We start from the raw sequence: 26,088 nt of genomic DNA on the forward strand, positions 1-26,088 counted from the left end.
GTAAACATATCCCTCAACGTACCGTAGTGACACATTCACCGGTTTCTTACAATTAACGCCCTCCGGCATTCGTTAAAATCCTAACAAGTTCTTAATGAAATTTGGAGGCGTTTTCGCCAAAAACCCTTGTAATCAGGCGGTTTAATGGCCGTTAACCATGCCAACCGAAAGCTGCCCTCATTGCGCCGCGTTTTAATCAGATAGCAGCGCCGCTCCGGCCTAATCAGCCTCAGAGATGACTGGAATATCGGCCTTGTAGGGATCACACGGTCCACACCATCTTGAGGCCATATAATAAACAGACGGGTCAAGCACTTCCAGACAAATCCGGGAAGGCCGGGTGTCTTGGAGGGCGAAACAGAAAAAAACGGGACGGCCGGTTGCGAGCTGGTGCGTCAGAAGAAAACACAACAAGGACATTGGCACATGGCGGCTCTCAAGATCGCGTTCGAAGCACCCGACAATTTCGGCGGGTCCTGCCCTTCCACATCGAGACCCATCGATTTCGTGCATCTGGCGACGCAGACGATGGGTGACAAGCTTCTCGAAATCGAAGTGCTGCAAATGTTTGCGCGCCAGGCCCGGCAGCTGATGAAGGATCTGTCTTCCGACAGCGCCGATGCCCGGCTCTCGACCGCGCACCGGCTTAGGGGCGCTGCTCTGGCCGTTGGCGCGTTCGGCGTGGCCGAGACCGCAGCCGCCGTCGAAGCGTCGCCAGAGGATGCCGGCAATCTTGCCGCGCTCGGTGCAGCCGTGCTCGAGGCCGAGCTGTTTATCCTGAAACTCTGCCGGTAGGCGGGGCTTAAACCCTCAGTCACACAGGGTCATGGGGCAGGCGGGCCCCAGCCCAGACCCCTTCGGCCAAAACCCCTTCGACCAAAGCCCTTCTGTCAAAGCCCTGCGAGTTGACTGGCGATGGGATTTGTTGGAAGAAACCGGATGAATTTGCCGCGCTCCGCCGCCGCCTCTGTTTCGGGGCGGCGCGACTGTTCTTGCGGCAAGCCGAAACAACGCCAAGCATCCGGAAAAACAATGCCAAAACTGAGTATCATCGCCTTTGACGGCACCCGCCACGATTTTGAGGTTCAAGCGGGTACGACCGTCATGGAAAACGCCGTGCGCAACTCGGTGCCCGGCATCGAAGCCGAATGTGGCGGCGCCTGCGCCTGTGCGACCTGTCATGTCTATGTCGATGACGAATGGTCGGCGGCGGTGGGTGCACCGGAGGCGATGGAAGAAGACATGCTCGATTTCGCCTACGACGTGAAGCCGACCTCGCGTCTGTCCTGCCAGATCAAGATGAGCGAGGGCCTTGACGGGCTCGTCGTGCATGTGCCGGAGCGCCAGGCCTGAGTTCAGGCCCCTCCTAAAGCGGGCCGCGATCTTTCAGATTCATTTCCTGCGCTTTAAACTGCGCACTTTTGCGCGACATGCTTTAGCCGGTCGCTGTCAAAAAAAGCCCCGCTTGTCGTGATTGACGGGCGGGGCCAGGAGGGCGCATCGCAAACAGATGAGGGAGGGAACATCTGCTGCATCAAGACACGCCAGGAGAACACAACCTGCGCAACGGCCCTGGCCGGTCGAACATCAATCCAGAACGGGACAGTCAAGCGCGAAACAATACTTCCGGTTTGGCGCACCCGTCATGGACGCGCATTCAGTATCCGGACGAGAATGAAGCTGGTTTGTTTTCCTGTTCTTCACTCTATGCTTGCACTGTACCTCATCTTCCGCCGTTGTTGTATCGCTAGAAATCACCAATGAGATATTGTTGACACGCAAGCTTGGTACAAGCCGGGTGATTCGCCGCTTAAGATTGTGTGGGAACGCGGTACTGCGCCGATCTGGCGTTACCGCTTGGTCAGTGTATCCAGCCGATACTGCAGCAGCCGGACCATCCGGCGATCGAAATTGGCGGCTTCCATCCTGTCGAAACGGGCCTGATCGCGATCATGGTCCTGGATGGCCGTTTCGCTGAGCCGTGCAACGCGGGCCTGCATGCGCTCGCAATCGGCCTCGGGCTTCAGCAACAGGAAGTCCTTTTCCAGCTTGCGCGCATGGTTGCGGGCAATTTCGGCATGGCGCTCCTCGTGACGCTTGATGTCGCTTGATAGCGTATCCCAGACGAGGGCGAGGTCGCGGTTTGCCTTGCGGCGATTTTTCCAGCGCGGCAGGATCAGCCGGGTGCTCAGCGTCACTTTGGCGCTGCCGACAGCGCAGCGATTGCCACGTTTGACGTAGGTGACCGTGCCGCCGAACTTGATCTTGGTGGCGCCGGGATGGCGCGAGCCGCTGGCTTTCATCATCGGCCCGTGTACCGACAGCGCCTGGTCCAGCTCCTCAGCCGTGCGGCCGCCGATGGAGAAGTACGTAATGCTCTTGTTCACGACGGTTTCGGCAAAGGCTGTCGAAGAAGGGCTCGCCACGAAGCTTGCTATCAGAAGCGCGGCGAATGAAATGCGGCCAATCGGCATATTGTCACAGGTCTCGGCAGTTGAACTTCCAGAGAGCTTGGGGCATAGCCAGCCGGAGCGCAACAGTAAATAGGCAACAGCCCGCGGTAAACCGGAAAAGCCGATGAATTTCGGATATTTGCGTTCACGCAATTGTATTTATGCTTTTAGCGCCGTCCACCGCCAGCCGGGTGACGGCCCCGTGCAAGAAAGGGAGTGAAACCACCATGATCGATCCTTTCCAGCCGTTCGAATGGGCATTGGCGCACGGCCGGACGTTGACGCTCGGTCCGAAGGGACGGCTGATGGCGATCATCAACGTGACGCCGGATTCGTTTTCCGACGGCGGCAGCTACAATGAAACAGAGGCCGCGGTAGCACAGGCATTGCGGTGCATCGAAAACGGCGCAGAAATCCTCGACATCGGCGGTGAATCGACCCGCCCGGGTGCGGCTGCGGTGACAGCTGCGCAGGAGCAGGACCGGGTCCTGCCGGTGATCTCGGCGCTTGCCGGCCGCACCGATGCGATCATTTCCGTGGACACGTACCGCGCCGAAACCGCGCGCCTCGCAGTCGCTGCCGGCGCCCATATCATCAATGACGTGCACGGGCTGCAGCGCGAGCCCGATCTTGCCGGTGTTGCGGCTGCGACCGGGGCGGGCCTGTGCATCATGCATACCGGCCGCGACCGCGAAAAGCTCGCAGATGTGGTGCACGATCAATATCATTTCCTCGAACGGTCTCTGGAGATCGCGGCGGCAGCCGGTGTCGAGCGCCAGCGGATCATTGTTGATCCGGGTTTCGGCTTTGCCAAGGATACCGACGAGAACATCGCGCTGATGGCCCGGTTTGACGAGCTGTCCGGTTTCGGACTGCCGCTTTTGGCCGGCACGTCGCGAAAGCGCTTTCTCGGGGCCATCACCGGCCGTGAGGCGCAGGAGCGGGATGCAGCCACTGCGGCGACGACGGCGTTGCTCAGAATGGCGGGTGCTGCGGTTTTCCGGGTACACGATGTCGCAATCAACAGGGATGCGCTTCTGGTGGCGGATGCTATGCTGGCGGCAAAAAGAAATATAACGGGACTGCCTGGGAAGGACAATCGACCATGAAAGCGCTCTACACGATCACCCTGAAGAACTGCGCCTTCTTTGCGCGTCACGGCGTCCATGACGAGGAGGAGTTCCTGGGGCAGCGGTTCTTCGTCGATGCGGAGCTGGATGTCGAGCAGGGGACGGCGCTGGTCGACGATTCGATCGATGATACAGTGCATTACGGTATTGCCTTCACCGAGATCGAGAAGATCATCACCGGCCGCCGGCGTTACCTGATCGAGGCCCTGGCGCTGGAGGTGGCAACGACGCTCTGTTCGGTTTTCCCACAGATCCGCCGGGCGAAAATATCGATCCGCAAGCCGAATGCACCGGTTCCCGGTGTGCTCGACTACGTCGAAGTGACGGTCGAGCATTTTGCCTGATATGGATAAGCATCTGGCGACGCTCGGCCTCGGCGGCAATATCGGCGATCCGGCCGCGTCGATGGCGCGGGCGCTCGTTCTTTTGGATGGGCGGGCGGATTGCGCGGTGACGCATGTCTCAAAACTCTACCGCACGCCGCCCTGGGGGAAAATCGACCAGGCCTGGTTCTTCAATGCCTGTGCCGCGGTTGCGACCACACTGTCTCCGGACGATTTGCTGAATGCCTGCCTGTCGATCGAACGCCAGATGAAACGGGAGCGCCTGGAGCGTTGGGGTCCGCGCACGATCGATATCGATGTGCTGACCTATGACGACCTGACCCGGCATTCGGAGACGCTGGAAATACCGCATCCGCGGATGACCGAACGCGGTTTTGTCCTGAAGCCGCTGGCGGATTTTGCGCCGGATCTTGCTGTTGCCGGCCGCTCGGTCGCTGATTGGCTGGAGGACGCCGATATTGCAGGGATAGAAATTGCCGATCCGCGTAGCGACTGGTGGCGGCAGATTGCCGAAAAACCGGCGCCGTGAACGCAAAAGAGCCAGACAGGCCGGCTCTTTGACTTTTCCGATCGATTAATTCTACTCGATTGAGCCGACCGCGATGTCATCGACCTGGCGGCTGAGGCTGACACCGATCACCGGAACCATCGTCTCTTCGACCTTGACCGAGATGGTGATATTCAGAGTGGAAGGATCCTGCAGGCGCGCGATCATCGCGCCGTTCAGCTTCTTGCGATTGATGCCGACGACGACCTTGTCCTTGGCGACGTTGCCCGAGACGATATCGAGCCCCTTGCCGTCGGCGCCATCGAGGAATTTGCCGGTATAGGTCTTGCCCTTCTGGGTGATCAAGGCCGACATCGGCTGCTTGAAAACGCCAACGCGGCAGGTGCCGTCGAGCTTGATGCCTGCGGATGAGCCTTCTGCCGGTTCTCCGGTCAGGTCGCAGGTGAATTTCGTACCCTTGTACTTTCCGGCGACAATTTCGCCCGGGCCTTTCCATTGGCCGGAGACCTGTTCGAAAAACGCCTTGTCGTTCCCGCCCGAAAATGCCGGGGTGGCTGCGCAGGTCAGGGCTGCGAGTGAGGCTGCGGCGATGCCGCGAGCGATCAAAGAGGGGCGCGAGAACATGAACGATCCTTGATGGTCGATGTCAGGAATGTGAGGTTACATTTGCACTTAAATGGTTAATGGAGCGTTTCGCCACCTTGATTGATGACGGTAAAGGACGCTCACGAAATGTTTCATAGGTGAGTTTTCAAGCCGTTGAAAGTGCTGGAAATGCGGTGCTTTCACACATGGATCACCATGACGTGTGCGCCGGTGACCGGATGTGCTTTTGAAACTGCCTGAGGGTTTGTTACGTATTTGGGCATACAGGGAGGCCGAAGATGACCATCATGGACGACATCGAGTCGCGGTCTGCGCCAAACAGCGATGAGAGCACGGTCATCTACCGGCACCGGATCGCTACGCGCGTGACCCACTGGACCTGGGCGGTTGCGCTGTTCTTCCTGCTTTTGAGCGGGTTGCAGATATTCAATGCCCATCCTCAGCTCTATATCGGCAATCAATCCGGTTTCGAGTTCGAAAACAGCGTCCTGTCCATGCGCGCGATGCGGGCACAGGACGGCACGGTTGGCGGTTATACCACCGTTCTCGGCCGCACATTCGACACGACCGGCGTCTTTGGCATGAGCGGGCCGGCGGACAATCCGTCCTATCGCGGTTTTCCGGCATGGGCGACGTTGCCGTCCTATCAGGATCTGTCGACAGGGCGCGTCGCGCATTTCTTCTTTGCCTGGTTTTTCGTTGCCGCCTTTCTGGTCTGGTTTGTCAGCAGCCTGAGCAATGGGCATTTGAAGCGCGATATTCTTCCCTCCATGGCCGATGTCAGGGCTTTGCCGCGCAGCATCGCCGATCACCTGCGCTTCCGGTTCCATCATGACGGCCGTTACAACGGCCTGCAGAAGCTGGCCTATGCCGGCGTGCTGCTTGTCGTCTTTCCGCTGATCATTGCGACCGGCCTCACCATGTCACCGGGCATGAATGCGGCCTGGCCGTGGCTGCTCGACATTTTCGGCGGCCGGCAGACGGCGCGATCCATCCACTTTCTTTGCATGGCGGCGCTGGTGGCCTTCTTCGTCATTCACATCGTCATGGTTGTCGCGGCAGGGCCGCTCAATGAAATGCGTTCGATCATTACAGGCTGGTACCGGACGGACGGGAAGAAGAACGAGGAGCACCCGCTATGAGCCAGTTCATCGTCAACCGCCGAAAATTCCTGACCATCGCCGGCGTTGCCGCTTCCGCCATTCCGCTTTCGGGCTGCGATGCCTTCGATAGCTTACTGTCGGGGCAGAGCCCGGTGCGCGACTTTCTCGCCTCGGCAAACGGTCTGACCTACCGGGCTCACCGCGCGCTGATCGGCGCCGATACGTTGGCGCCGGAGTTTGCCGCAAGCGAAATCCGCCAGGGCCAGCGGCCGAACGGATCTACCGATCCGGCCGATGCCGGCTATCTTGCGCTGAAGGACACGGCTTTTGCCGGCTACCGGCTGGCGGTTAGCGGGCTGGTCGAAAAACCGGTGAGCTTCAGCCTCGACGCGTTGCGCAACATGCCGGCGCGTACACAGATTACCCGGCACGACTGCGTCGAGGGCTGGAGCTGCATCGCCAAATGGACCGGCGTGCCGCTGCACCGGATCCTCGATGAAGTCAGGGTGAAGCCGGAGGCGCGTTTCGTGGTCTTCCACTGCTACGACACCATGAACCTCGGACTGCAGGGTGCCGTGCCCTACTACGAATCGATCGACCTCATCGATGCACGCCATCCGCAGACGATCCTTGCCTATGGCTGCAACGATCAAGCTCTTGCCGTTGCCAATGGTGCGCCGCTCAGGGTCCGTATCGAACGGCAGCTCGGCTACAAGATGGCCAAGTACATCAAGGGTATCGAGGTTGTTTCGTCTCTTGCGCCGTTCGGCAGCGGCAAGGGCGGCTTCTGGGAAGATCTCGGCTACGAATGGTATGGCGGCATTTAGCCGTCGCCTTCCGGCGTTCTCGCCTTGGATGTTCCTGGCGTCAGGTCGCTGAGGAAATCGCCGATACCGGGGCGTTTCAACGCCCGGAACGGCATTGGCCGGCACAGATCCATCGCGGCGATGCCTATGCGTGCGGTCATCAGGCCGTTGATGACACCTTCGCCAAGTCTTGCCGACAGTTTCGAGGCAAGGCCATGACCGAGCACCTGCTGGATCAGGCTATCGCCGGCGGCAATCGAGCCGGTGACGGCCAGATGGGCAATTACGTCGCGCATCAACCGCAACAGTCCCAATGTACCCGGCCGGCCGCCATAAAGGTCGGCCATTGCCCGGATCAGCCGCGCCGATTCATAAATCACGTAGCCGAGATCGACGAGCGCGCGCGGACTGACGGCGGTGACGATCGAAACGCGCTTGGATGCGTTGAGGATCAGGCCTCTGGCTTCGCGATCGAGTGGCGTCAGCAGTTCGCGCTCAGTCAGGTCGAGCAGGTGGGGGCCGTCGATGATGTCGGTCTCGGTTTCCTTCAGCCGCAGGCGGCCGCGCGCCGTCTGCGGCTTGGCGGCAAGCAGATGGACAAGATGGGCCATCACCTGCCGTGCGGGCTTTGCCGTTTGCGACAGGCTGGCATCGATCGCTTCCTGTTTCAGGGCCTGGACGGCATTCAACCGCATCAACCCCGACAGTTCGCGGGCGACAATGACCAGGAAGGCGATCAGGCCGATCGCGACGGCGGCGATGGCGAGATAGCCGAGCCAGTCGGCCCGCGTGAAAAGATCGCGCACGAGACTGTCGATCCAGAGGCCGACCGCCAGGGATACCAGAACGCTAAGGGCGCCGGCGGCAAGCTTGGCGAACGAGAAACGCCGCTTGCGCGGTGCTGCTTCAGGCAGGTCGGGCAGGGCGCTCGTGGTTGCCGCGAAAGGATCGTCGGCATCGGCCGTCATGACGACGTTGCCACTGAAACTTGCCGGCGAACGTTTTGTGGTGGCGGGCCTTTCGGCCGGCGCGGATGGAACGTTGCCGATCGTGAACGCAGCGGGTTTTCGCGGTGGAATCTTAGGTGTGTCGCTCATGCAAGCCGGTCTCCGAAAAGGAACTGCATGGCCCGGTCGAGCCGGATATGCGGGACGGACAGTTTTAAGCCGCCGCCGGTCTCCTCGATGTGCGGTGGCCGGAAGCGTACAAAACTCAGATCAGGCACCAGACTTTCTTCCGGCCTTGATTCAAGGTCTTGAAAAAGTGCATCCGGATTCTTCGGTAAGTCGCCGGTAAATATAGCTGTTTTCCGTTCGCCATCAAAGGTCTCGCCGTTGATCGTTTCGCCCGCAATCGGCGTCCCGACGATGACCGGCAGCGTGTGGCCGTCGTGATTGACGGTCGCCTCGCGGGTCGCCCGGACAGAGGCGATGGCCATGACCTCAAGGCCGGCGCCACTCATGCCGATACGCTCGACCGCACGCCGGACAAGGCGCTCGGTGATCCGCTCAAGCCGGTCGTGACTCTCGTGGTGCAGATGGTCGGCCTTGGTGGCGGCGATCAGCACCTTGTCGATCCGCTTGGTGAGAAAGGACGACAGGAAGGAATTGGTTCCGGGCTGGAAGCTGGCCAGGACGTCGGCCAGTGCGTTCTCCAGATCCAGCAGCGATTCCGGCCCGCGGTTGATCGCCTGCAGGGCGTCTATCAGCACGATCTGCCGGTCGAGCCTGGCAAAGTGCTCGCGGAAGAACGGTTTGACCACATAGGTTTTGTAGGCCTCGTAGCGTCGCTCCATCATCGCCCAGAGCGAACCTTTTGGCGCCCGGCCTTGCGGAAGGGCAGGCAGGGGCGAAAAGGTCAGCGCCGGCGAGCCTTCGAGATCGCCGGGCATCAGGAACCGGCCGGGCGGCAGCGTCGATAGCGAGCGCTCGTCGGACTTGCAGGCCTGAAGATAGCGGGTGAACACTTCGGCCAGCCCACGGGCGTCCGCCTCGACGGCGGGCGCCGTGATGTCGAGCGAGGAGGCCAGCGACAGCCAGTCCACTGAGAGTTCCGCGCGAACCCCGGTTTTCGCCCGATCCGCCGTGCGGTCGCTGAAGGTGCGAAAATCCTGGGTCAGCAGCGGCAGATCAAGCAGCCATTCGCCGGGATAGTCGACAATGTCGATCGACAGCCTGCCGGGCGAAAAAATCCGGTTCCAGCCGCTGGCGCTTTCATAGTCGAGCGTGATGCGCAATTGCGAGATCGCCCGCGTCGAATCCGGCCAGTGCCGGTCGCGCACAAGCGCTGCGATATGGTCTTCATACTGGAAGCGCGGCACCGCATCGTCCGGTTGCGGCTCGAGCCGGATTTTCGAGACCCGCCCGGAGCGAACGGCTTCGAAGACGGGCAGCCGGCCGCCGTTCAGGAGGTTGTGGACCAGCGACGAGATGAACACGGTCTTGCCCGACCGCGAAAGGCCTGTGACACCGAGGCGCAGGGCCGGGTTGACGAAACCCGATGCGCGGCCGGTCAGTGTGTCGAGCGCAAGTCGTGCGTCATCGGTGAAACGGGTCATGAATGGCGGCAAGATTTCAGGCCTTAGATACGCGTGGGATATGGCTTCACGGCCATGCATGTCATCTGCGATATAGTGCGCCGGAGCGGCTGAATAAAGGTTGCACCCGGCCGTCGACGATTAGTGCTCAGCAGGTGTGACATCGGGATCGAGCCACGCCGTCAGCCTTCCCCGCGGCAGGACGCCGCCGGACGGGCGCATGTCGAAGTCGATCGCTGCCAGCGCACCCGGCGGATAGCCGGCCGGGATAACGTCGCCGGCTGTATCTTCGCCGAGGATTTCGCGCAGGATATCCTCGATCACGGGATTGTGCCCGACGACCATGAGCGCTGAAAGGGTAGGGTCCTGGCTGCCGATGATGTCGCGATAGACATTTTCTCCACCGACGTAGAGCCCGTCGATATAGCGAATCTCCAGGTCCTCGGTCATCGCGCGGCGCAGCGCGTCTGCCGTCTGGCGGCAGCGCACGGCGCTGGAGCAGAGAACGAGGTCGGGCCGCAGGCCCTGGTCAGCCGCCATGTCCGCAACGATCTCGGCGTCGGCAAAGCCGGTATCATCCAGCGTCCTGTCGAAATCCTTCTGTCCCGGGAGCGCCCAGCCGGCCTTGGCATGCCGCAGAAGGTAAAGGCGAAAAACCGGAGCAGGCGCAGCGGGCATGGGGATATCCTGGAAATGGTATTGCCGCCTGAATGGCGGCGTCGATCGTTCGGCTCCGTATGCGCTTTTGTCCGCCGGGACCGTTGAAAGATCAAGCCACCACGATCTGTTTTTCAAAGTGGCGCGGCCGGGCTTGCTCGATCGCGTTTCAGGGCGGCGAGGCGATGAATGAACGTGCGGCGCAGTCGATCCGAAGAATGGAGAAAAAGTTGTGCCTATTTCTTGTGCGACGGGGAATTGCACAAAAAACGCACCCGCATCTTTGCGGTGCCTGACCTGCGACTTTGGCGACGAATACGCGATGCCGGCCACAAGACAATTTTGCAAAAAATCCAAAATCTGTAATTTTGATGAAATATTAGCCTGTTAGCCTTTCTCGTAAGCAAGGCTTAAAAAACGGTGGGCTGTTTTTCAAAGACTTGAAACGGCGCGTGCATGGGTCTATACACCGCCGCACATGAGATGTTCTTCAGGAGAATCGCGTTGAGTGAGAAGATCGATCTTAGTTCCTTTGTCTTGTCGGAGACTGAGGAATTCATGAATACCAGCCAGCGTGCATATTTCAGAGCAAAACTGAACGCCTGGAAAAACGACATCCTCCGCGAGGCGCGCGAAACGCTCGGGCACCTGGCCGAGGAAAGTGCAAACCACCCAGATCTTGCAGACAGAGCATCGTCGGAAACCGACCGGGCCATTGAGCTTCGGGCGCGGGACCGGCAGCGCAAGCTGATCTCCAAGATCGATGCGGCCCTGCAAAGGCTTGACGAGGGAACCTACGGTTACTGCGAGGAAACCGGCGAACCGATCGGACTGAAGCGTCTCGACGCAAGGCCGATCGCCACCTTGTCGATCGAGGCGCAGGAGCGTCACGAACGTCGGGAAAAAGTCTACCGCGACGAGTAATCGTCTCAGTCCCAGACATTAAAAAACGGCGCGACATGATCGCGCCGTTTTTGCTTTTATCGGTTTTACAATTGACGTGTCCCGCCGCCCGCTATCTCGGCCGGCTCAGTTCTTCCGGTTGACGGCAATCTCGTTCAGCATGCGGTTCATCTCGTCCTCGAGCGTCGGTTCGGTGCGATTGCCTTGCGCTGCGCCAAGCCGTGGCTCCGGCCGTGCGCCAGGGGCAGACAAGGCGGCATTCGTCCGCGTGTCGCTGTCGACGCGGACGTCGTCTGCCGTCAGCTTGCCGAGATCGCCGCTGATCTCAGCGTCGAGAATGCGTTCGAATTCAAGGGCGGAGGTATCTTTCTGGTTCCGGAGCTCTGGTGTCTGCGCGGCCGCTGCGACCGGTGCTGCCTGAACAGGGCGCTGCACCGCAACGGGCTGGTTGGCTGCAAGAACGCGTGATCGTGCAGCATCCAGAACATCTTCCGGCGATCTGGCCGTTTCAAGCGACACGGAAGGCGCTGCCCCAGAGGCGGCGGGCTGCGGACGCGGCTGAGGCTGGACCGGGACCTGGCGTTCGGAAACGGCCTGGCGCGCGGCCGCCATGGTGTCCGGCTGCGGCCTGACCTGTGCGGATCGCGTCAGCGGCGGGCCTTCGGAGCCTTCGCCATAGAGAACCTGTCCCATGGCAGAAACCGGTGCTGCCTTGGTTTCCGGCTGGGGGGCAATGCGGCGTTCGGCGGCAGGGCGCGCGACCATCGTTTCCGGCGCGGCGGCTGCGACGGCAGCCTGCTGCGCTGGCACGCTTTGCGAGGCGATCCGGCTCTCGATGACCACGTCTGTCGGTCCGCCGATCATGATCAGGTGCTCGACATCGTCGCGGCGCACCAGCACCAGCCGTCTGCGCGTATCGATCGCCGCCGCATCCAGCACGGCAAGCCGCGGCTGGCGGTTCTTGCCGCCGCGGATGAAGGGCGAGGACGGCCTGTTGCGCATGAACCGGAGCACGGCGACCAGGCAAAGCAGGCCCAGAGCTACAGCGCCCGCCGCAATGATGAAACGGGTACCGTTGTTGCCAACGATATCTTCGATCATGTGCCGTACTCCTTCGTGAAATCGTGACCTAGGCCTATTTGACGGCTTTTTTCAGGCTGATACAAGCCGTGACGGAGACCGTGACGGTATTGTCCAAGTCTGATTGTCCTATCGCGAATGCCGGCCTGTTTCTACCGGCGGCGAGGTGTGGCGGGACATTCCCTGTGAATTGACGTCAATGCCCTTCACAGAGATGCTTTGTGCTCTTCCCTGCGGCTGTTAAAGATGATTCTTGCTTGGTGTTTCGCGGTCCACCGGCGCGGATTGCAGATTCGCCCGGGCTTGCGTTGAGCGGAGCATAGAGACCAAACCTGCACGCTCATTCCGGGCGCGCCTGGCACGGTTGAAAAACGAGGGCCTTATGACGAAATTGCGGCAGGCAGGTGACTATCACATGCCGATTGTAGACCGTGGAACCCGGCCCGGCACGGTGCTGCGGATCATCCTGCTTGCCATTGTCCTGACCGCTTCGGCTGCCGCCTTCGTCGTCTTCAAGAACCAGCTCGAAAACCAGATCGTACTTGGTATTCTCGGCGTTTTGGCCATGGTCGGGATTTTCTTCCTGGTCTCTTCTGTCATCGGCTTCATCGAGGTCATGCCCCAGTCCCGGCCGGACGAACTGGCGCGCGCCTTCCTCGATGGACATCAGGATGGCACGCTGGTGACCGACCGCAAGGGCCGGATCATCTATGCCAATGCTGCCTATGGCGCGCTCACCGGCGCCACCAAGGCGACCGAGATCCAGTCGCTCGAAACCATCCTGTCGCGCAACCGGGAAGCGACGGAGGCGATCTACCGGTTGACCAACGGCCTGCATGAGGGCAAGGCCGGGCATGAGGAGTTCCGCCTTTCGAAGCCTTTGCGATCGGGCGGCGGCTCGGCCGGATCCGGCGCGCATTGGTTTCGCCTGAAGGCGCGCGTCCTGCCGCTCGAGGACGGCGAGCGTAACCCGCTCTACATCTGGCAGATTTCCGACATCACCTCCGAGCGCGACGATCAGGAGCGTTTCTTCAAGGAATTGCAGAACGCGATCGATTATCTCGATCACGCCCCCGCCGGCTTTTTCTCGGCCGGCAAGAAGGGCGAAATCTTCTACATCAACGCGACGCTTGCCGACTGGCTGGGCCTGGATCTGACCAAGTTCCAGCCCGGGTCGATGACAATCGCCGATCTCGTCGCGGGCGAGGGGCTGGCACTGGTCCAGTCGGTGCAGGCCGAACCCGGACTGAAAAAGACCAAGACGCTCGATCTCGACCTGCGCAAGGCCAATGGCCAGAGCTTTGCCGTGCGCCTGGTGCACCGCGTCTCATCCGCCCGCGATGGTGCGCCTGGCGAAAGCCGGACGATCGTGCTTGCGCGCTCCAACGACGATGAAAGCGATCAGTCGGCCTCGATCGCCGCCATGCGCTTCACCCGCTTCTTCAACAATACGCCGATGGCGATCGCGTCCGTCGATGGCGACGGCCGGATCCTGAGAACCAACGCGCCATTCCTGAAACTGTTTTCCGCCGTCGTCTCGCAGGACGACATGGAGCACGGCGCACTGCTGGAGGCCGTCGTCCACGAAACCGACCGGACCCGCCTGCGCGATGCGCTGGATGCCGCCAGGGACCGGCAGGGCGATATCGCCCCGATCGATTCGCTTCATCCGACCGACGAAGCGCGGCATTTCCGCTTCTATGTGAACGCGGTCATCGACCAGAGCGACCAGGCGCCGGAAGAGGCGGCGATTGTCTATGCGGTCGAGATCACCGAGCAGAAGGCGCTCGAAACCCAGATGGCGCAGACGCAGAAGATGAATGCCGTCGGGACGCTGGCAGGCGGCATCGCGCATGACTTCAACAACGTGCTGACGGCGATCCTGCTTTCCTCCGACCACCTGCTTTTGTCGGCAAGGCCATCGGATGCGAGTTTTGCCGATCTGATGGAGATCAAGCGCAACGCCAATCGTGCGGCCGTCCTGGTGCGCCAGCTTCTCGCCTTTTCGCGCAAGCAGACGATGCGCCCGACCGTGCTTTCCATGACCGATGTCGTCGGCGACCTGCGCATGCTGGTCGATCGCATGACCGGAACCAATGTCAAGCTCGAGGTCGACTATGGCCGCGATCTCTGGCCGGTGCGCACCGATCTCGGCCAGTTCGAGCAGGTCGTGCTCAACCTTGCCGTCAACGCCCGCGATGCCATGCCCAATGGCGGCGTCATCACGTTGCGCACGCGCAATCTGCCGTCCGCCGAAGTGGCGGCGCTGAACCGTCGCGAACTGCCCGAAGACGATTATGTGATGGTCGAGGTCTCCGACCAGGGTACCGGTATTCCGCCGGAAATCCTCGACAAGATTTTCGAGCCCTTCTTCACCACCAAGGAAGTCGGCAAGGGCACCGGGCTCGGACTGTCGATGGTCTACGGCATTATCAAACAGTCCGGCGGCTACATCTATCCCGAATCCGAGGTCGGCAAGGGAACGACGTTCCGCATCCTTCTGCCGCGCTATATCGAAGAAGCGCCATTGCCGGGCGAAGCCGGCGAGGTTCCGGCTGCGGCAGCACTCACCGCAAAAGCGCCAGCCAAGGAGGAACCAACGGATCTGACCGGAAACTCGGCCGTGGTTCTTCTGGTGGAGGACGAAGAGGCCGTGCGCCGGGGCGGCAAGCGCATGCTCGAAACCCGCGGCTACACGGTGTACGAAGCCGGCTCCGGCGTCGAGGCACTCGACGTCATGGAAGAGCTGAACGGCGCCGTCGATATCGTCGTTTCCGACGTTGTCATGCCGGAAATGGATGGACCGACCCTGCTCAGGGAAATTCGCAAGACCTATCCGGACCTGAAGTTCATTTTCGTCTCCGGCTATGCCGAGGATGCCTTTGCAAGAAACCTGCCTGCCGACGCCAAATTCGGCTTTCTGCCCAAGCCTTTCTCGTTGAAGCAGCTGGCTGTTGCCGTCAGGGAAATGCTCGACAGCTGACCAGAACCGGCGAATATCGATACGATGCCGCTGCGCAACTCCCGGTATGTCAAGCGCGACTACCAAACGGTCGAAGTTGCGGGGCTACAGCGCCGCGCGTCATTCATGGCGCGCAAAGGTCGCTGTAGCGCTTTAATCGGTTGCATAATTTATCCTTAGATCGATTCCGATTTAGGGAATTGTGCAGTCCGCGCGCAGATATTTTCCGCCGGATGTCGATTGTCGCAAAAAGGCCTGTTTCGCGATTGCACTGTGGAGGCAATGCGCTGCGCTGGTGGCCGGATCGTGTCTGCCGCCGTTCCAGAGCCAGCGTTCCGTTTGCTGATTTGCGAGAGCTCGAATGATGTCCAAGCTAAGGGTTGCAGTTCTTTTCGGTGGGCGCTCCGCTGAACACGATGTCTCGATTTTGTCGGCGCGCAATGTGTTCAAGGCGCTTGACGCTGAAAAATACGATGTCGTGGCCATTCTGATCGACCGCGACGGAAAATGGTTCCTCCAGGATCTCGTCGACGGAAACCTGCCGGACCGGCTGCCAGCCGTGGATACACAAGTTTGCCTGTTGCCAGGCGGCCGCGGCCGCGTTTTCAGTGTCCCGGAAGACGGGCGCGCGCGCGAACTGCCGCCGATCGATATCCTGTTTCCGGTTCTGCATGGGCCGCATGGTGAGGACGGATCGGTACAGGGGCTTGCCGAGGTGGCGATGGTGCCGTTTGCCGGATGCGGGATTCTGGGCTCGGCCACCGCGATCGACAAGGATGTGGCAAAGCGACTGCTGATTGAAGCCGGATTGCCGGTGGCGCGCGCATTGACCTTTCATCGGGACGCCGCTCCCCGCTTCGATGACATGGCCGCGGCGCTCGGCCTGCCGGTTTTCGTCAAGCCTGCCCGGCAGGGTTCATCGGTTGGCGTCAGCAAGGCTCAAACGGCAGACGGCTTCCGGGCTGCGCTTACGGAAGGCTTCCGTCACGATCAGAAACTCCTCGTCGAGGAATTCATCGAGGGGCGGGAGATCGAATGCAGTATCCTTGAACAGGCCGGCGGCACGCTTGTCGTCTCTCTTCCAGGAGAGATCATTCCCGCCGGCGGCCACGGTTTTTATAGCTATGATGCCAAATATATCGACCCGGACGGCGCCATTCTCAGCATTCCGGCGCAGCTTCCCGTTGAAACCACGCAAAAGCTCAGATCGATGGCGCAAAGCGCTTTCAGGGCGCTCGGATGCGACGGCATGGCCCGTGTCGATTTTTTTGTGCGGCCCGACATGAGCGCCGTCATCAACGAGGTCAACACGATCCCCGGATTTACCGATATCAGCATGTATGCCAAGGCTTTGGCGGCAAGCGGCATTGCCTATGCCGATATCATCGACCGGCTGATCGAGCATGGGCTTGCGCGGGCGCGACAGCAGGGCTGATGCGCGACGGGGGCTGGCTGCCAGCCCCCGGTTTTCCAACAGTCTTTTTAAATCAGACCAGTGCGACGGCAATCTCGGCCGCGAGCCGGGCATTGTTCTCGACCAGCGCGATATTGGTCTCGAGGCTGCGGCCGTCCGTCAGGCGGAAAATGTTGTCGAGCAGATAGGGCGTAACCTTCTTGCCGGAAATCTCGTCGCGTTCGGCATTGTCGAGCGCCCGGGTGATGTAGATTTCCATTTCGTCGCGCGGGATCTCGTTTTCTTCAGGCACCGGATTGGCGATCAGCATGCCGCCATCGACGCCGAGCAGGTCGCGCATCTTCTGGAAATTGGCGATTGCTGCCGGGCTGTTCAGCATCAGCGGGCTCTTCAGGCCGCTATCGCGCGACCAGAAAGCCGGGAAGATTTCGCTGTCATAGGTGACGACCGGAACGCCGCGCGTTTCTAGAACTTCAAGCGTCTTTGGAATGTCGAGAATGGCTTTTGCGCCGGCGCAGACGACGATGACGCCGGTGCGCGCCAATTCATCAAGATCGGCAGAGATGTCAAAGCTCTCCTCGGCCTTGCGATGCACGCCACCAATGCCGCCGGTGGCAAACACGCGGATGCCGGCCCGGGCTGCCGCGATCATGGTTGCGGCAACGGTGGTCGCACCCGTGCGGCGCTCGGCAATGGCAAAGGCGAGGTCGGCGCGCGACAGTTTCATGGCGCCTTCCGTCTGTGCCAGCGCTTCCAGCTGGGCGTCTTCCAGGCCGATATGCAAGGTCCCGTCGATGACGGCGATGGTTGCCGGGATGGCGCCTTCCTCGCGGATGATCGCCTCGACGCTGCGGGCCATGTTGAGATTGCCGGGGAAGGGCATGCCATGGGTGATGATGGTCGATTCCAATGCAACGATCGCCGCGCCGCGAGCCTTGGCGGCCGCGACTTCGCTGGAATATTCCATCGGCAGAAGAGGGGAGAATGGCTTGGTCATCGCGGGTCCTTTTTGGCAGTTTTACTGCATAATTCCCTAGACCGGTATCGATTTCAGGAAGAATTATGCTGCAAATTTAAAGCGTTACAGCGACCCTTGCGCGTCATGAATGACGCGCGGCGCCGTAAGGCGCGTTCATGACAGGATTTCGGCCGGCGGCACAAGCCGAATTGCTTCCTTAAGCATCGTCCGCGACATTTTTTCCGATACGGCCAGCGGCGAACGCACGGTGATGCCGGCAGCGGCGACACCGGAGCGAAGGCACATGTCGAGCGGTTCGCCCTCGATAAATGCCGACAGGAAACCGGCGGCGAGCGCATCGCCGGCGCCCGTGACGTCGGCAAGCGTATCGAGTTGTGGCGGCGTCACCGCAACCGCCCGTCCATCTCGAAATGCAATCGCCGGCCTGCCGCCACGGGTGATGACGCCGCCGGAAAGTCCGGCTGCCTGCAGCAGGATGGGCCATTCCGCCGCCTCTGCGCTGTCGCGGCCGGTCAGCGCCCGTGCTTCTGCCTCGTTCATGAAGAGAAAGGTCAGTCCAGGCAGGCATTTGACCAGACGCACGACCTTTGCCGGGGAAATCGCGATGGCGGCGATCGGCTTTGTTTCTTGCGCCGCGCGGGCGACCAGACCGGTCAGCGTCTCCTCGGGCAGGTTGGCATCGGTGACGATCAGGTCGCTCACTGAAACGATCTCGCGCATTGCCCTTTGTTGCAATCGCCTTGCAGAAAACAGCTGGTAGAGCTCCATGTCGGCCAGCGCGATCACCAGATTGCCGTCGTTTTCCAGAATGGCCGTATAGCTCGGCGTCTTGCGGTCGAGGAAGATGAAGGGACAATCGATAACGCCGGCCTCGCTTGCTGCCTGGGCGACCGTTTCGCCGGCGGCGTCGCCGCCGCGCGGGCTGATCATGCGAACGTCAAGTCCAAGCCGCGCCAGATTGCGGGCCGCGTTGAAGCCGCCGCCGCCGGCTTCTTCGAACCAGCTGCCGGGATTGCTCGATCCCGGTACGGTGGCGCCGAAGATGCGTGCCCGGCGGTCGATATGGGCGCCGCCAAAGATGGAAACTTGTCTGCGTGTCATGCGTTTTCCTGTGTGCCGATCCCGGGCGATTCGCTGCGCTGCGATCAATATTCGCTTTTTGTTTCAGTCAGTTCCGTTGAATGTGAAATATATGGAACAGGAAAGGAACACGCATTGTTTTACCTTGTGAATTCAACTTCATAGATAGCTCTTGCGGAATGAGAACAAAAAGTGTACATAGCTTTCATCGGCGGCTTCATTGCCTCAGCGGCTTCCATAACCTAAAGGTGGATCACATGGCACAAAACTCTTTGCGGCTTGTAGAGGACAAATCGGTGGATAAAAGCAAGGCACTTGAAGCGGCACTCTCCCAGATCGAACGTTCGTTCGGCAAGGGATCGATTATGAAGCTCGGTGGAAAAGACAGCATTGTCGAAATTGAAACCGTTTCGACGGGCTCCCTGAGCCTGGATATTGCGCTTGGCATCGGCGGGCTGCCCAAGGGGCGTGTCATCGAAATCTATGGGCCGGAAAGCTCGGGCAAGACGACACTGGCGCTGCAGACCATTGCCGAAGCCCAGAAGAAGGGCGGCATCTGCGCCTTTGTCGACGCCGAACACGCGCTGGACCCGGTCTATGCCCGCAAGCTCGGCGTCGATCTCGAAAACCTTTTGATCTCGCAGCCCGATACCGGCGAACAGGCGCTGGAAATCACCGATACGCTGGTGCGTTCCGGCGCCATCGACGTTCTTGTCGTCGATTCGGTCGCAGCGCTGGTGCCGCGCGCTGAAATCGAAGGCGAAATGGGCGATAGTCTTCCGGGTCTCCAGGCGCGTCTGATGAGCCAGGCGCTGCGCAAGCTGACCGCCTCGATCTCCAAGTCGAACTGCATGGTCATCTTCATCAACCAGATCCGCATGAAGATCGGCGTCATGTTCGGTTCACCGGAAACGACGACAGGCGGCAACGCCCTGAAGTTCTATGCCTCCGTTCGCCTCGACATCCGCCGCATCGGCGCGGTCAAGGAGCGCGAAGAGGTGATTGGCAACCAGACACGCGTCAAGGTCGTCAAGAACAAGATGGCGCCGCCCTTCAAGCAGGTCGAATTCGACATCATGTATGGCGAAGGCGTGTCCAAGACCGGCGAACTGGTCGATCTCGGCGTCAAGGCCGGCATTGTCGAGAAATCGGGTGCCTGGTTCTCCTATAACAGCCAGCGTCTCGGCCAGGGCCGCGAGAACGCCAAGTCGTTCCTGCGCGACAATCCCGATACGGCCAAGGAGATCGAACTGTCGCTGCGCCAGAATGCCGGCCTGATCGCCGAGAAATTCCTCGAAAACGGCGGCCCGGAAGCCGGAGACGACGATGACGATGCCGCTCTGGCATAAGAACCTCTGATTTTTCGCAGGTTTCGCCGGCTGCTCCCTCCAGGGCGGCCGGTTTTCTTTTGCCGTCTGGACAGGGATTGGCCTGGACGATAAAAGCCTGTGTTCCAATGGGGCGGAGAGGATCGGCGGATGCCCGGTGATCCGCGATTTTCAAAAGTTTTCCGGTTCGCGGTTCGGCCAGGCAGGCTGCGGACGGTCCGATGCAAGAGGTAAGGGCGCACTATGAACGGCGTGAATGAAATCCGGTCGACGTTCCTCGACTACTTCAAGAAGAACGGCCATGAAGTCGTATCGTCGAGCCCGCTGGTTCCGCGCAACGATCCGACCTTGATGTTCACCAATGCCGGCATGGTGCAGTTCAAGAACGTCTTTACCGGCCTTGAACAGCGCTCCTACTCGACGGCTGCGACCGCGCAGAAATGCGTGCGCGCCGGCGGCAAGCACAACGACCTCGACAATGTCGGCTATACCGCGCGCCACCATACCTTCTTCGAAATGCTCGGCAATTTCTCCTTCGGGGACTATTTCAAGGAACAGGCGATCGAGCTTGCCTGGAACCTGATCACCAAGGATTTCGCCATTGATGCCAAGCGCTTGCTGGTCACGGTCTATCACACCGACGACGAGGCCTTCGGTCTATGGAAGAAGATTGCCGGCCTGAGCGACGACCGGATCATCCGCATCCCGACCAGCGACAATTTCTGGGCGATGGGCGATACCGGTCCGTGCGGTCCGTGCTCGGAAATTTTCTACGATCACGGCGATCACATCTGGGGTGGCCCTCCGGGGTCCAAGGACGAGGATGGCGACCGGTTCATCGAAATCTGGAACCTCGTCTTCATGCAGTACGAGCAGGTGACGAAGGAGGAGCGCGTCGATCTCCCGCGTCCGTCGATCGATACCGGCATGGGTCTTGAGCGTGTCGCAGCGCTTTTGCAGGGCAAGCACGACAATTACGATATCGACCTGTTCCGCGCCCTGATCGCCGCTTCGGAAGAGGCGACCGGTGTCAAGGCCGAAGGCGATCGCCGCGCCAGCCACCGCGTCATTGCCGACCATCTGCGCGCCTCCGCCTTCCTGATCGCCGATGGCGTCCTGCCGTCGAACGAGGGCCGCGGCTACGTGCTGCGCCGGATCATGCGCCGTGCCATGCGCCACGCCCAGCTGCTTGGCGCCCGCGACCCGCTGATGTGGAAGCTCTTGCCGTCACTGATCGGCCAGATGGGGCGCGCCTATCCCGAGCTTATCCGCGCGGAAGCGCTGATTTCGGAAACCCTGAAGCTGGAAGAGACCCGTTTCCGCAAGACGCTGGAGCGCGGCCTTGGGCTGCTGTCGGATGCAACGACGGATCTCGTCGAGGGCGATCAGCTGAACGGCGAGACGGCTTTCAAGCTCTACGACACCTTCGGTTTTCCGCTCGATCTGACACAGGACGCGCTGCGCGCCCGTGGCATCGGCGTCGATACCGATGCTTTCTCCGCTGCCATGCAACGCCAGAAGGCGGAGGCCCGCGCCTCCTGGTCCGGTTCCGGCGACAAGGCGACGGAAACCATCTGGTACGAACTGAAGGAAAAGTTCGGCGCCACCGAATTCCTCGGCTACGACACCGAGACAGCCGAAGGCGTTGTCCAGGCGATCGTCCGCGACGGCAAGGCGATCGACGCGGCCTCCAAGGGCGACACGGTGCAGCTGGTGCTCAACCAGACGCCGTTCTATGGCGAGTCCGGCGGTCAGATGGGCGATACCGGCGTCATCTCGACCGATCATGCGAAACTGACGGTGACCGACGTGCAGAAGCGCGGCGAGGGGCTGTTCGTGCACTCCTGCGTCGTTGACGACGGCACCGTCAAGGCCGGCGATGCTGTGGCGCTCAACGTCGATCACGCCCGCCGCTCGCGCCTGCGGGCCAATCATTCGGCGACCCATCTTCTGCATGAGGCACTGCGCGAAGTGCTCGGCACCCATGTGGCCCAGAAGGGCTCGCTGGTCGCACCCGAACGCCTGCGTTTCGACGTCTCGCATCCAAAGCCGATGACGGCCGACGAGCTGAAGGTTGTCGAGGACATGGCCAACGAGATCATCGTGCAGAACAGCCCGGTGACGACGCGGCTGATGAGCGTCGACGACGCGATTGCCGAAGGCGCCATGGCGCTGTTCGGCGAAAAATACGGCGATGAAGTCCGCGTCGTGTCGATGGGGCAGGGCATCCATGGCTCCAAGGCCAACCGCCCCTATTCCGTCGAACTCTGTGGCGGCACCCATGTCGGCGCCACCGGCGAGATCGGCCTGGTGCGGATCGTCGGAGAAAGCGCCGTCGGCGCCGGTGTTCGGCGCCTCGAAGCTTTGACCGGTGTTTCGGCGCTGGCCTATCTCAACGAGCAGGACGAACGGGTCAAGACACTGGCGACAACGCTGAAGGTTCAGCCGGCTGACGTCCTGACGCGCGTTGAAGCCCTGATGGATGAGCGCCGCAAGCTGGAGCGCGAACTCAACGACGCCAAGAAGAAGCTGGCGCTCGGTGGCGGCGACGCCGGTGGTTCTGCCGATCAGGTGCAGGAGATCGGCGGGGTCAAATTCCTCGGCAAGGTCGTCACCGGTGTCGAGCCGAAGGACCTGAAGAGCCTGGCAGATGACGGCAAGACGAGCCTTGGCTCAGGTGTCGTCACCTTCGTCGGCGTCTCCGCAGACGGCAAGGCGAGCGCCGTGGTTGCCGTGACCGACGACCTGACGCCGCGTTTCAGCGCGGTCGATCTGGTCCGTGTCGCCTCGGCGGCACTGGGCGGCAAGGGCGGCGGCGGCCGTGCCGACATGGCGCAGGCCGGCGGCCCGGATGGCAGCAAGGCAGCGGAAGCGATCGAAGCCGTCAGCGCGGCACTGGGCGGATAATCCGGGTTCTTGCCATTGCAGATGTTTGAAAACCGGGCTGAAAGGTCCGGTTTTTCTTTGGCCAGTTCTCCTTTCCCGTGCTCAGATCGAGCGGTCAAGTCAGCAGGATTTGTCAAATCCGGATGTGGTTCTGTCCGGTTGTTCGGCTTGTATGAGGATCGGCATGAGGGAAGACAGCATCTGGGCGGTTTACGAGCGGCGGCTGCGGCGCGTATCGGCCTATATTCACGATCACCTGGACGAGGAGCTTGATCTCAATCAGCTCTCCGGCATTGCCTGCCTGTCGCCGCATCACTGGCACCGGGTTTATAGGGCCGTGCACGGCGAGACGCTGGCAGCGACCGTCAAGCGGCTCAGGCTGCACCGGGCAGCGGGTGATCTGGTGCGCACAGACCTTTCTGTCGAGGAAATCGCAAGACGGACCGGCTACCCCAATCTCCAATCCTTCAACAGGATTTTCAAATCGGTGTTCGGCATGCCGCCGGCCCGATACCGGAGAGAGGGGAGCCACACGGTCTTTCAACCGACAAACGGCAAAGGATTTGACGAAATGTACAATGTCACGATGAAAACGGTTGCCCCGCGTGCGCTGGTCGGGGTCAGCCATACCGGCTCCTATATGGGTATCGGCCGCGCCTTTGAAACCCTGGGAGGCACGCTGCAGGCGCGCCAGCTCTACAGACCCGAGATGAAGATGATCGGCGTCTATCTCGACGATCCGGATCTGGTGGCGGAAGACAAGCTTCGGTCTTTCGCCTGTGTGACGGAGGGCGAGACTGTGCCTGCGGAAGCGCCGCTGGTGCACAAACATCTCGACGGCGGCGAGTATGCGGTTCTGCGGCACAAGGGGCCTTATGCCGATATGCACAAGGCGTATCAATGGCTCTATGGCGAATGGCTGCCGAAATCGGGCCGGGAAGTCCGCGATACGGTGATGTTCGAGGAATACGTCAACAACCCGCGCGACGCAGCACCTTTGGAACTGCTTACCGACATCTACCTGCCGCTGAAATAGTGGATACGGAGCACCCGGAAGGGCTGAACCAGCCGGGTGTTTTTTTAATATGTAAGCCGGCTAAATATGTCCCGCTCCACTGGCCGCTGCTCAAGGCGATTTTCTGAAGACACCCCAGTGTATCAGGCCCTCCAGCACCCCATCCGCACTGTGAGCCTCGGCGTGATAGACATCGGCCCCGGGCCCGGCGATGGTTTTCAACTCGGCAAGGGCATTGCCGACGACGATGCCGCGCACACCCGGAAGCTCGAACATGCTGCGATCGTTGTTGGTGTCTCCGGCCACCACGGCGTCATCGTGGGAGAGGCCGAGCTGGCGGCACAGCCAGGAAAGGGCCGCTCCTTTGTCGACGCCTTCCGGCAGAATGTCGAGATCGCGATTGCTGGAATAGACGAGACGGGCGGCAATGCCGGCGCCCGCCAGCCTTTCCTCGATGGTGGACAGCATCGCGGCATCGGCGTCACGCAGGTACCAGCTGGACTTTTGCGCATGCTGATAGGCATCCGGCTGAATGGTGATGCCCGAAATATCAAAAATGGCTTTGGCAATCCGTTCGCGGTCGAAGCCGGCGCCGATGGAGCGGGAATAGAGACCCGCATGCGACGGTTCCTTCTCGTGGTCGAGCATCGTGCCGACCCCACCGATATAGATATCCGGTTTTGGCAGGGCCGTGGTGGCAACAAACGCTTTCTGGTCCTCGACCAGGCGGCCGCTGTTCAGCACCAGAAGTGGCCGGTCGTCTGGGCCAAGACTTTGCCATGCCTGACAAAACCGCGTCTCCGCATCCCTGTTTCCCGCCAGCGTGCCGTCGATATCGCTGCAGAACAGCCGGACGCGCCTCAATCTCCGTCCGTCCATGGTTCCGCCCATTCGTTGTCGTCGATCGCCTGCGGCATCGGCCGCCCTTCGACCACGCCGATCAATTGCTGCGCAATGCCGGTCCAGGTAAACAGGCTGCGCGCCTTGTGGGCGCCCATGCGCGACAGGCGGCCATAGAGCCGCTCGTGCTTCAATGGTTTCATCATGGTGATGCCGAGGTCGTATTTGTCGAAAGGATCGGCAAACAGCGCGTGCCGGCCATAGCTGACGGCACGGAACAGCCCGCCATGAATGGTGATGATCGTCGGGGTGCCGCTCGCCATGGCCTCGATCGCCGTCATGCCGAAAGGCTCGTAGCGGCTCGACAGTACGAAAATATCGGCAGCGCGGTAAAAATCGGCAAGATCATCGTCTGCCACGAAGCCGGAAAAGACAACCTTGTCATTTAGGCCAAGCAATGCAACCCGTTGCTTCAGTTCAGCGAGAATGCCCGCCTCTTGCGGATCCATGTTTTCGCCGCCGACGGCCAGATGAAGCCGTGCCTCCGGCTCGCGTTCGGCCAGCACCGAAAAACCGTCGATCAGCAGGTCGTAGCCCTTGTTGGTGGCAAGCCGTCCCATGGCCATCACCACCTTGCCTTCGAACCCGAAGCGCTGACGCGCCATGTCGCGCGTTGCCCTCGACACCGGAAAGAAGCGGTTGTCGTCATAGCCCGGCGGGATCATATGCACCCGGTCGCGCGGCAGATTGTAGTCGTTGACGAGCATTTCCACCTGGATCGGCGTTGTTGCGATCACCATGCTGCAGGAGCGATAGATGATCAGCTCGTGCTTGATCCTTTCGGAAAAATTGAATTCCTTGTCGAACTCGGCCGCCTTGTCCGGATAATCCGTCTCCATCTGGCGCTTCTTCCACAGGCCGAGCGAGTGCGGCGTGTGGATGTGGGTGACACCGAGCGCTTCCGACATGCGCTGCCCGGCAATGCCTGCGTCCCAGTAGTGGCTGTTGATCAGCGTATAGGTGAAATTGTTCTTGCGAACGAAACGGACGGCATTTTCGCACCATTCCATCAGGTGCTTGTAGAGATATTCCTTCGCAATGAAGTCGTTGCCGCCGCAGGGAATGCGGATGACGCGGACGCGGTCATCGACTTCGTCGAATTCCGGCTGGTCCTCGAAGCGGCGTGTGTAGATATCGACCTCGTGGCCGAGCAGCGCCAGTTTGCGGGCAAGCTCGATGACGTAGACGACCTGACCGCCCGTGTCGGCTGCGCCCAGCGGCGGTTCGGCGGCGACGTATCCATGGGTAGAGACGAGGGCGATGCGGGGAAGGTGCGAATGGGTCTTGTCGATGGAAACAGTCATTTATGGAGGTTCACGATCATTTGGGAGGTGAAGCATGCATTGCAGCACACAAGGGTGTCACATCGCGAACGGGCGGGGCCTCGGAAAGTTCCAA

Annotated in this window: 23 protein-coding genes; 13 read left to right on the forward strand and 10 right to left on the reverse strand. The window is 60.8% G+C overall.

Going from position 1 to position 26,088, the window contains the following annotated elements:
* Positions 1 to 426: 426 nt before the first annotated feature.
* Both AC1D17_RS07970 and AC1D17_RS07975 read left to right on the forward strand, forming a co-directional pair.
* The gene (locus tag AC1D17_RS07970) at positions 427 to 795 is read left to right on the forward strand and encodes an Hpt domain-containing protein (protein WP_477564868.1); all 369 of its coding nucleotides are present in this window, start codon (positions 427 to 429) and stop codon (positions 793 to 795) included.
* 237 nt (positions 796 to 1,032) lie between these two features.
* On the forward strand, positions 1,033 to 1,353 hold the full coding sequence (locus AC1D17_RS07975; RefSeq protein ID WP_477564869.1) for a 2Fe-2S iron-sulfur cluster-binding protein: 321 nt from the start codon (positions 1,033 to 1,035) through the stop codon (positions 1,351 to 1,353).
* Positions 1,354 to 1,850: 497 nt separating this feature from the next.
* Here the strand turns inward: AC1D17_RS07975 and AC1D17_RS07980 are convergent, their stop codons facing one another.
* On the reverse strand, positions 1,851 to 2,474 hold the full coding sequence (locus AC1D17_RS07980) for a DUF922 domain-containing Zn-dependent protease (protein ID WP_477564983.1): 624 nt from the start codon (positions 2,472 to 2,474) through the stop codon (positions 1,851 to 1,853).
* Positions 2,475 to 2,680: 206 nt separating this feature from the next.
* Here AC1D17_RS07980 and folP point away from each other — a divergent pair, with 206 nt between their 5' ends.
* From folP to folK, 3 genes are read left to right on the forward strand one after another with little or no spacing between them, the layout of a single operon-like run.
* Positions 2,681 to 3,562: a dihydropteroate synthase gene (gene folP / locus AC1D17_RS07985; RefSeq protein ID WP_477564870.1), complete on the forward strand. Its 882-nt coding sequence runs from the start codon at positions 2,681 to 2,683 to the stop codon at positions 3,560 to 3,562.
* The gene (gene folB, locus AC1D17_RS07990; RefSeq protein ID WP_264218628.1) at positions 3,559 to 3,927 is read left to right on the forward strand and encodes a dihydroneopterin aldolase; all 369 of its coding nucleotides are present in this window, start codon (positions 3,559 to 3,561) and stop codon (positions 3,925 to 3,927) included. The genes folP and folB overlap by 4 nt, the downstream gene beginning before the upstream one ends.
* Position 3,928: 1 nt before the next feature.
* A complete protein-coding gene (folK, locus tag AC1D17_RS07995; RefSeq protein ID WP_477564871.1) occupies positions 3,929 to 4,456 on the forward strand; it encodes a 2-amino-4-hydroxy-6-hydroxymethyldihydropteridine diphosphokinase in 528 nt (175 codons plus the stop codon).
* Positions 4,457 to 4,507: 51 nt separating this feature from the next.
* On the opposite strand, the gene AC1D17_RS08000 is transcribed toward folK, so the two are convergent.
* Entirely contained in the window at positions 4,508 to 5,059 is a 552-nt protein-coding gene (locus AC1D17_RS08000) for a hypothetical protein (RefSeq protein ID WP_477564872.1), read from the reverse strand.
* Positions 5,060 to 5,319: 260 nt separating this feature from the next.
* Between AC1D17_RS08000 and AC1D17_RS08005 the strand changes: the two genes are divergently transcribed.
* Positions 5,320 to 6,183, forward strand: a complete 864-nt coding sequence (locus tag AC1D17_RS08005) for a cytochrome b/b6 domain-containing protein (protein ID WP_477564873.1) — start codon at positions 5,320 to 5,322, stop codon at positions 6,181 to 6,183.
* Entirely contained in the window at positions 6,180 to 6,971 is a 792-nt protein-coding gene (locus AC1D17_RS08010; protein WP_477564874.1) for a molybdopterin-binding protein, read from the forward strand. Before AC1D17_RS08005 ends, AC1D17_RS08010 begins: the two co-directional genes overlap by 4 nt.
* On the opposite strand, the gene AC1D17_RS08015 is transcribed toward AC1D17_RS08010, so the two are convergent.
* The 3 genes from AC1D17_RS08015 to AC1D17_RS08025 all read right to left on the reverse strand — a co-directional run bounded on the left by AC1D17_RS08015 (position 6,968) and on the right by AC1D17_RS08025 (position 10,164).
* Entirely contained in the window at positions 6,968 to 8,047 is a 1,080-nt protein-coding gene (locus AC1D17_RS08015) for a YcjF family protein (protein WP_477564875.1), read from the reverse strand. The two genes, AC1D17_RS08010 and AC1D17_RS08015, sit on opposite strands and share 4 nt — an antisense overlap.
* Positions 8,044 to 9,519 carry a YcjX family GTP-binding protein gene (locus AC1D17_RS08020; RefSeq protein ID WP_477564876.1) on the reverse strand — a complete coding sequence of 492 codons (1,476 nt, stop codon included), beginning with the start codon at positions 9,517 to 9,519 and terminating at the stop codon, positions 8,044 to 8,046. The genes AC1D17_RS08015 and AC1D17_RS08020 overlap by 4 nt, the downstream gene beginning before the upstream one ends.
* 108 nt (positions 9,520 to 9,627) lie before the next feature.
* The gene (locus AC1D17_RS08025; RefSeq protein ID WP_477564877.1) at positions 9,628 to 10,164 is read right to left on the reverse strand and encodes a SixA phosphatase family protein; all 537 of its coding nucleotides are present in this window, start codon (positions 10,162 to 10,164) and stop codon (positions 9,628 to 9,630) included.
* 483 nt (positions 10,165 to 10,647) lie between these two features.
* Between AC1D17_RS08025 and dksA the strand changes: the two genes are divergently transcribed.
* Entirely contained in the window at positions 10,648 to 11,067 is a 420-nt protein-coding gene (gene dksA / locus AC1D17_RS08030; RefSeq protein WP_477564878.1) for an RNA polymerase-binding protein DksA, read from the forward strand.
* A gap of 105 nt (positions 11,068 to 11,172) precedes the next feature.
* Here the strand turns inward: dksA and AC1D17_RS08035 are convergent, their stop codons facing one another.
* Positions 11,173 to 12,147 (reverse strand): flagellar biosynthetic protein FliO, encoded by a 975-nt coding sequence (locus AC1D17_RS08035; protein ID WP_477564879.1) that lies wholly within the window; start codon positions 12,145 to 12,147, stop codon positions 11,173 to 11,175.
* Between the two features lie 361 nt (positions 12,148 to 12,508).
* Here AC1D17_RS08035 and cckA point away from each other — a divergent pair, with 361 nt between their 5' ends.
* The gene (cckA, locus tag AC1D17_RS08040; RefSeq protein WP_477564880.1) at positions 12,509 to 15,109 is read left to right on the forward strand and encodes a cell cycle histidine kinase CckA; all 2,601 of its coding nucleotides are present in this window, start codon (positions 12,509 to 12,511) and stop codon (positions 15,107 to 15,109) included.
* Positions 15,110 to 15,449: 340 nt separating this feature from the next.
* Positions 15,450 to 16,523 carry a D-alanine--D-alanine ligase family protein gene (locus AC1D17_RS08045; RefSeq protein WP_477564881.1) on the forward strand — a complete coding sequence of 358 codons (1,074 nt, stop codon included), beginning with the start codon at positions 15,450 to 15,452 and terminating at the stop codon, positions 16,521 to 16,523.
* Positions 16,524 to 16,575: 52 nt separating this feature from the next.
* On the opposite strand, the gene AC1D17_RS08050 is transcribed toward AC1D17_RS08045, so the two are convergent.
* Together AC1D17_RS08050 and AC1D17_RS08055 are read right to left on the reverse strand one after the other, a co-directional pair.
* Positions 16,576 to 17,499: a pseudouridine-5'-phosphate glycosidase gene (locus AC1D17_RS08050; protein ID WP_477564882.1), complete on the reverse strand. Its 924-nt coding sequence runs from the start codon at positions 17,497 to 17,499 to the stop codon at positions 16,576 to 16,578.
* A gap of 135 nt (positions 17,500 to 17,634) precedes the next feature.
* A complete protein-coding gene (locus AC1D17_RS08055; protein ID WP_477564883.1) occupies positions 17,635 to 18,582 on the reverse strand; it encodes a carbohydrate kinase family protein in 948 nt (315 codons plus the stop codon).
* A 236-nt stretch (positions 18,583 to 18,818) separates the two neighbouring features.
* Between AC1D17_RS08055 and recA the strand changes: the two genes are divergently transcribed.
* The 3 genes from recA (at position 18,819) to AC1D17_RS08070 (ending at position 23,811) form a co-directional block, all read left to right on the forward strand.
* Positions 18,819 to 19,910 (forward strand): recombinase RecA, encoded by a 1,092-nt coding sequence (recA, locus tag AC1D17_RS08060; RefSeq protein WP_477564884.1) that lies wholly within the window; start codon positions 18,819 to 18,821, stop codon positions 19,908 to 19,910.
* Positions 19,911 to 20,132: 222 nt separating this feature from the next.
* The gene (gene alaS / locus AC1D17_RS08065; protein ID WP_477564885.1) at positions 20,133 to 22,796 is read left to right on the forward strand and encodes an alanine--tRNA ligase; all 2,664 of its coding nucleotides are present in this window, start codon (positions 20,133 to 20,135) and stop codon (positions 22,794 to 22,796) included.
* 163 nt (positions 22,797 to 22,959) lie between these two features.
* Positions 22,960 to 23,811 carry an AraC family transcriptional regulator gene (locus AC1D17_RS08070; RefSeq protein WP_477564886.1) on the forward strand — a complete coding sequence of 284 codons (852 nt, stop codon included), beginning with the start codon at positions 22,960 to 22,962 and terminating at the stop codon, positions 23,809 to 23,811.
* Positions 23,812 to 23,901: 90 nt separating this feature from the next.
* Here the strand turns inward: AC1D17_RS08070 and AC1D17_RS08075 are convergent, their stop codons facing one another.
* Positions 23,902 to 24,669 (reverse strand): HAD-IIB family hydrolase, encoded by a 768-nt coding sequence (locus AC1D17_RS08075; RefSeq protein ID WP_477564887.1) that lies wholly within the window; start codon positions 24,667 to 24,669, stop codon positions 23,902 to 23,904.
* A complete protein-coding gene (locus tag AC1D17_RS08080; RefSeq protein WP_477564888.1) occupies positions 24,651 to 25,994 on the reverse strand; it encodes a glycosyltransferase family 4 protein in 1,344 nt (447 codons plus the stop codon). Before AC1D17_RS08080 ends, AC1D17_RS08075 begins: the two co-directional genes overlap by 19 nt.
* Positions 25,995 to 26,088: the final 94 nt, after the last annotated feature.

This window comes from Pararhizobium sp. P1_E7, assembly GCF_056405855.1.